Annotated in this window: 4 protein-coding genes; 3 read left to right on the top strand and 1 reads right to left on the bottom strand. The window is 63.4% G+C overall.

Going from position 1 to position 6,821, the window contains the following annotated elements; genetic code table 11:
• Nucleotides 1–88 precede the first annotated feature (88 nt).
• Nucleotides 89–1,645, bottom strand: a complete 1,557-nt coding sequence (locus PQQ51_RS24940; protein WP_408499537.1) for a complex I subunit 4 family protein — start codon at nucleotides 1,643–1,645, stop codon at nucleotides 89–91.
• Nucleotides 1,646–2,328: 683 nt separating this feature from the next.
• Here PQQ51_RS24940 and PQQ51_RS24945 point away from each other — a divergent pair.
• The 3 genes from PQQ51_RS24945 to PQQ51_RS24955 all read left to right on the top strand — a co-directional run.
• Nucleotides 2,329–3,090: an ABC transporter ATP-binding protein gene (locus tag PQQ51_RS24945; protein ID WP_408499538.1), complete on the top strand. Its 762-nt coding sequence runs from the start codon at nucleotides 2,329–2,331 to the stop codon at nucleotides 3,088–3,090.
• Nucleotides 3,077–5,650, top strand: a complete 2,574-nt coding sequence (locus PQQ51_RS24950) for an FtsX-like permease family protein (protein ID WP_408499539.1) — start codon at nucleotides 3,077–3,079, stop codon at nucleotides 5,648–5,650. Before PQQ51_RS24945 ends, PQQ51_RS24950 begins: the two co-directional genes overlap by 14 nt.
• Nucleotides 5,650–6,821: lipocalin-like domain-containing protein (locus tag PQQ51_RS24955; RefSeq protein ID WP_408499540.1), on the top strand; the 1,172-nt coding region annotated here is incomplete at its 3' end. The genes PQQ51_RS24950 and PQQ51_RS24955, both read left to right, overlap by 1 nt.

Genomic DNA, 6,821 nt, shown 5'->3' on the forward strand with positions numbered 1-6,821 from the left:
ATGGTCCGAATCGGCAGCACGCCCCGGCATGCGCAACATTCCGTAAGGAATGCTGCACCTGCGCGGCGCGCCTCTCGCCTCTCCGGCATCAGCCCGGCGAGCGCGTCGCGACCACCGCGGCGGGCGCTGCCGCCTGCATGTGCTCGCCGCCATCGGCCGGCACGGAATCGCCCGGATGACCCGTGCGTTCCGATTGAGCCAACAGCACGCCGACCGACGGGTCGATCGCATCCGTGAACGGCTTCGGATTGAGACCGATCGCGAGCACCAGCAAAGCCATTGCGCCGAGCAGTGCGAATTCGCGCTTGCTCACGTCCTTCAGATTCGCAACACGCGCGTTGGCGATCGCGCCGAAAATCACGCGTTTGTACATCCACAACGTGTACGAGGCGCTCAGAACCAGCGTCGTCGCGGCCATCGCGCCGATCCAGAAGTTGAAGCGAATCGCGCCCATCAGCACCATGAATTCGCCGACGAAACCCGACGTGCCCGGCAAGCCGATGTTCGCCATCGAGAACAGCATCACGAACGCGGCAAAGCGCGGCATCGTATTGGCGACGCCGCCGTATTCGGAGATCGAAGCGGTTTTCGTGCGGTCGTAGAGCATGCCCGTGCACAACAGCATCGCGCCGGACACCACGCCGTACGACAGCATCTGCACGATCGCGCCGGCCTGGCCGATGCGGTTGAAGACGAACAGACCGAGCGTGACAAGGCCCATGTGCGCGACCGTCGAGTACGCGAGCAATCGGCGCATGTCGGTTTGCACGAGCGCGAGCAGGCTCGAATAGATCACCGCGACGAGCGACAGCGTGATCATCATCGGCGCGAAGAAGTGGCTCGCCTGCGGTGCGATCGGCAACGCGAAACGCAGCAGACCGTAGCCGCCCAGCTTCAGCATGCCGATCATCACAGCGGCGCCGGTCGGGCCGTCGAGGTGGACGTCCGGCAGCCACGTGTGCAGCGGCCACATCGGCACTTTCACGCCGAACGCCGCGAGGAAGCCGAGGAAAACCAGCATTTGCGCCCAGGTGCCCAGATGCGTTTCACGCCACAGCGAGAGATCGAAGCTGTGCGTCTGGCTGTACAGGTACAGCATCGACATCAGCATCATCAGCGAACCGAGGAGGGACACGAAGAAGAACTTCACCGCCGCATAGCGACGATTCGCATTGCCCCACGTGCCGATCAGCAGGTACAGCGGAATCAGCGTCGCTTCAAACGCGATGAAGAACAGCATGCCGTCCATCGACGTGAATACGCCCTGCATGAAACCGGACAGCATCAGGAACGCGCCGTAGTACTGCGCGGTGCGTTGCGTGATCGACTCCCACGACGCGACCACGATGATGATCGTGGTGAGCGCGGTCAGTGCGACGAGCCACAGCGAAATCCCGTCCACGCCCACATGCCACGCGATGTCAAACGTCGGCGACCAGCGCGCGTTCTCGACGAATTGCATCGACGTCACGTCGTTGCGGAAATTCGATACGAGCGGAATGACGGGCAGAAAACCGGCGACGGCACCGATCAACGCGAGCCATCGGGTGCGACTACGTGCCGCGTCGGATCCGGCTCGCAAAACCACCAGGCCAGCGACAATAGGAATCCAGATGAGGAGGCTAAGAAGCGGAGGCAGTGACATGTGCTCTGTAGAAACCTGAAGTACAAAACGCCGCATCAATGCCTTCGAATTGAAGGCATCGAAATGGATACGTAAGTTTTTTATTTCGATGAAATCGACGGAAAAACGGCGGTTGCCGCCTCGCGTTTACCCGCAGTCGAATTATCAAGGGTGGGAGATTACCAAGATAAGAATACTTTTGCAGCGCAACAACGCTGCAACGCCCTTAACAATGCATTATTGCCACATTCGCGCTTGCGAAATGGATAAAAATGTGCGTTTGCACAAAGTCGTTGATGTAGGCAATTTGAAGGGTTTTTTGGCTGCAAAAGAGCGACAATCGCGCACCGTTAGCAGATTTTCACGAATGCCGTGTTGCGTGCTTTGGCACCTGGGAACGGATCATGCTCGCAGCGCATGGTTCGAACGTCCCGATTTCCTGCTTTCGGCAGAAATTTGCGCCGTCGAGCACAAAAAAATATTTTTGATCTGCTCCCGGAAGAAAGCAGTGCGCAGGCAGCGAACGGCATTCCTTCACCGATCGCAACATGTCGCCCGATGTTGTAATGAAACGCGCACAAGTCGCCTGCGAGCCTTACAGATCGCGAATATACTTCGGCGATTCAGAGGCCGGCGCCGGCCGCATCGGGTCGATCGCGCAACGGCGCCCCGACTCGCTCCTCGCCACACTTATCGGATCCCGCATGGTGTTTCGTGATGACAGCGCTACGCCCGCGCTCGAGTGCCGCGCGCTCAGCAAGACGTATGGCAGCGGCCGCATCGTGCTCGCGCAACTCGATTTCACGCTGAGGCCAGGCGAATTCGTCGCGATCATGGGCGACTCGGGCGTCGGCAAATCCACGCTGCTGAATCTGATTGCCGGACTCGACAGCGCGGACAGCGGCGACGTGATCATCGACGGCAACCCGGTTTCTCAACTGGACGACAATGCGGCAACCCGTCTGCGCCGGCAAAAACTGGGCTTCGTGTTTCAGGCGTTTCACGTGCTGCCCCATTTGACGCTCGCGCAGAACGTCGCGCTGCCGCTGCTGTTGAACGATCTGCCGGCCAGCGGCGCGCTCGACATGCTGGCGGCCGTCGGTCTCGGTGGGCGCGGCGACGATTTTCCGCGGCAACTGTCCGGCGGCGAATTGCAACGCGTCGCGATTGCGCGCGCGTTGGTGCATCGGCCGAAACTGATTCTCGCCGACGAACCGACCGGCAATCTCGATCCCGATACCGCGCACGACGTGCTCGGCCTGTTTCGCACGCAGAGCAAGGCGACCGGCGCGGCCACGATCATGGTCACGCACTCGGAGGCTGCCGCGGCCGTCGCCGACCGTATCCTGATCCTGAACGACGGCGGTTTGCACGCATCGTCCGCGGCGCAGGCGGCGAATGCCGCGGCGGCCGGCGCACGCGCCCACGATCGATCGACCACGCGTTCGGCTCATGACGCGAGCTGATCCCAGCCCGCGATGGCGCACACGCGGCCATCGCGTACTCACTCGCTGGCTGTTGGGCGCCGAATGGCGCAGTCATCGCGGACGCGCACTGGTTGCAATTGCAACGATCGCGCTCGGCGTGGCGCTCGGTTACGCCGTGCAGTTGATCAACAGCGCGGCGTTCAACGAATTCTCCGCGGCGGCCCGCAGCCTCTCCGGCCAGGCCGATCTGCAGGTGCGCGGCGCGCAACCGCTGTTCGACGAAGCACTTTACCCTCGTCTGTCGACCGAGCCCGGCGTCGCGCTCGCAAGCCCGGTGCTCTCCCTCGACGTCACCGTGCCGGATCGCAGCGCGCCGCTGCCGGTGCTCGGCATCGACGTCTTCAAGGCAAGCCGCATCGCGCCCGATCTGATCGGCGTGCCCGCGCCGGAGCGACCGTTCGATACGCTCGCGAGCGACACGGTGTTTCTGTCTCCTGCGGCACAAGCGTGGCTGAACGTGACAATCGGCGACCACGTGGCGTTGCGCAGCGGCACCGCAATCGTGCAATTGCGCGTGGCCGGCGGCCTCGTGAGGGCGCGTCCCGGCCAGCGTCTCGCGGTGATGGATATCGCCGCCGCACAGTGGAAATTCGGCCGCGTCGGCAAGCTTTCCCGTCTCGATGTGCAACTCGAACGCGGCGTCGACCGGGAACGCTTCAAGCGCCAATTGCAGGCCCGCCTCGGCAGCGCGTGGGTGATCGCCGAAACGAGCGATGCAGAGAGCCGCACCGATCGTCTGTCCCGCGCTTATCGAATCAATATGAACGTGCTTGCGCTGGTGGCGCTGTTCACCGGTGCGTTCCTCGTTTTTTCGACGCAGGCACTCGGGGTCGTGCGACGCCGCGCGCAATTCGCGATGCTGCGCGTATTGGGGCTGACGCGCGCTCAATTGCTGCGTCAGATCCTGATGGAAGGCGCGTTGCTCGGGCTGCTCGGCTCGCTCGCCGGACTTACGCTCGGTTATGGATTGGCGGGCGGCGCGCTGCGCTTTTTCGGCAGCGACCTGGGCGGTGGCTACTTTCCCGGCGTGCAGCCGCAAGTCGGCTTCGAACCGCTCGCCACCGTGATCTTTCTGCTGCTGGGGACGACCGTTGCGATACTCGGCAGCCTCGCGCCCGCACTGGAAGCCGCTCGCGCGCGGCCTGCGGCGGCGCTCAAGGCCGGCGCCGAAGAAGGCGCGCTGGCGCGGCTCGCCACGCCGTGGCCCGCGCTGGCGTGCCTGCTGATCGCCGCGGCGCTCACGCAATTGCCGCCGCTGTTCGATGCCCCCATTGGCGGCTATCTCGCGGTTGCGCTGTTGCTGATCGGCGGAATCGCGCTCATGCCGCGCGTAACCGCTGCGATCTTCGGTGCGGCGAGCCGCGTGCTGGGAGCACGACGCCGCGCCGGCGCCGCGAGTACGCTCGCGTTGGCGCGGCTCGCGAACGCGCCGGGGCACGCTTCGATTGCAATGGGTGGCGTATTGTCGAGCTTCGCGCTGATCGTCGCGATGGCGATCATGGTGGCGAGCTTCCGCGTGTCTGTAGAAGACTGGCTCGGCCATCTGCTTTCCGCCGATCTTTACGTTCGCGTTGCGCCGAACGGCGACACCGGCGGCTTGCGGCCCGACGAGCAAACGCTGCTCGCGCACGTGCCCGGCATCGAAACCGCCGCGTTCGCGCGCACCTCGCATATCACGCTCGATCCCGCGCGGCCTGATATCGCGGTGCTTGCACGCGAAATCGATGCAGCCGATCCCGGCGCCAACCTTCAGATGACCGGTCCTGTTCTGAGTCTCGCCGATCTACATGCCGATGAAACACCTATTTGGGTATCCGAAGCAATGGTCGATTTGTATGGCTACAGGCTCGGTCAACGCGTGCGCTTGCCGCTCGGCGGCGGCGAGCACGAGTTTGTCGTCGCGGGCGTGTGGCGCGACTATGTCCGGCAAACCGGTGCGATCCAGATACGGCTTGCCGATTACCGACGCCTGAGCGCCGATACCAGCGCGACCGATGTGGCCGTCACCGCGCGACCAGGCGTGAAGATCGAGAACGTGATTGCAGGACTGCGGGCGCTGCCGTTCGGCGCGTCGCTCGATATGTCGCAACCGGGCGAGATTCGCGCGCGCACGTTGGTCGTCTTCGATCGAAGCTTCGCCGTGACCTATCTTCTGGAGGCGGTCGCGATCGTGATCGGCCTGTTCGGGGTCGCCGCGACGTTCTCCGCGCAGACACTCGCGCGCGCCCGTGAGTTCGGCATGTTGAGGCACGTGGGCGTAACCCGCTCGCAGGTTCTCGCGATCCTCGCGCTCGAAGGCGGCATGCTCACCGCGTGCGGCATCGCGCTGGGTTTCGTGCTCGGATTCGCGATCAGCCTGATCCTGGTGTTCGTCGTCAATCCGCAGTCGTTTCACTGGAGCATGTCGCTACACGTTCCGTGGACGTTGCTCGGCACCATCGCGCTAGTCATGCTGGCGTCGTCGTGTTCGACCGCGGTAATTGCGGGTCGCGGCGCCGTTTCCGTCGATGCGGTGCGCGCCGTGAAGGAGGATTGGTGATGGGTTTGCACTTGTTATCGAGCGAGCCCGTGGGCGAATTGTCGCGCATGGCTTCGACGCGTGGTGCGTACTCGCGTTTGCAGCGGCTTCATCGCGCGGCGAGTGCATTGGTTTGCGCAGGTGGATTTGTTGCGCTGATAGCCGCGCCAGTGTTCGCCGCGCCACCGGATTTCGCCGCCGTCACGCCAGACCATCCGATCGTTCTTCCGCGCGACAGCGGCGCGCATCCCGCTTTTCGTACCGAGTGGTGGTACGCAACCGGCTGGCTCACTACACCGGACAATCAACCGCTCGGGTTTCAGATTACCTTCTTCCGCTCGGCCACCGGGCACGACCCCGCCGATCCGAGCGCGTTCGCGCCTTCGCAATTGATCATTGCGCACGCAGCGCTGAGCGACCCCGCTGTGGGGCACCTGACGCACGATCAACGCATTGCACGCGAGGGCTTCGGTCTCGCATACGCCAGGCCGGACAATACCGACGTCAAACTCGATGCGTGGAAAATCGTCCGTGCCGCCGACGGCCACTACGACGTCACAGCCGATGCCGGCAATTTCGCACTACATCTCGCACTGACACCGACGCAAGCGCCGCTGGTTCAGGGCGAGCATGGATATTCGCGCAAAGGTCCGCATCCTGAACAGGCGAGCTATTACTACAGCGAGCCGCATCTGCGCGTGACGGGTAGCGTAGTACGGCCGGCGTCCGCGGGCTCGAAGGGTGAAACCGCGATCAGCGGCGTGGCCTGGCTCGATCACGAATGGTCGAGCACGTTGCTCGATAGCGATGCAGTCGGTTGGGACTGGCTCGGCGCGAACCTCGACGATGGCTCGGCGCTGATGGCCTTCAAAGTACGCGCTCGCGATGGACGCGCAATGTGGGCGCATGCCGCGCTACGCAATCCCGCGGGTACGGTGACGACATTCGGTCCCGATCAGGTGAGCTTCACGCCGGTACGCAGCTGGCGCTCGTCTCGCACGAACGCGTCTTACCCTGTTTCGATGACGGTCAAAACCGGTTCGCTGACGTGGCGACTCGATCCATTGATGGACGATCAGGAACTCGACTCGACACAATCGACTGGCGCCGTGTATTGGGAAGGTGCGGTACGAGTGAGTCGCGATGGAATGAATGTTGGGCGGGCTTATCTGGAACTGACCGGATATGCGAA

This window comes from Paraburkholderia xenovorans (assembly GCF_046030735.1).
In the GTDB taxonomy this organism is placed as follows: domain Bacteria; phylum Pseudomonadota; class Gammaproteobacteria; order Burkholderiales; family Burkholderiaceae; genus Paraburkholderia; species Paraburkholderia xenovorans_A.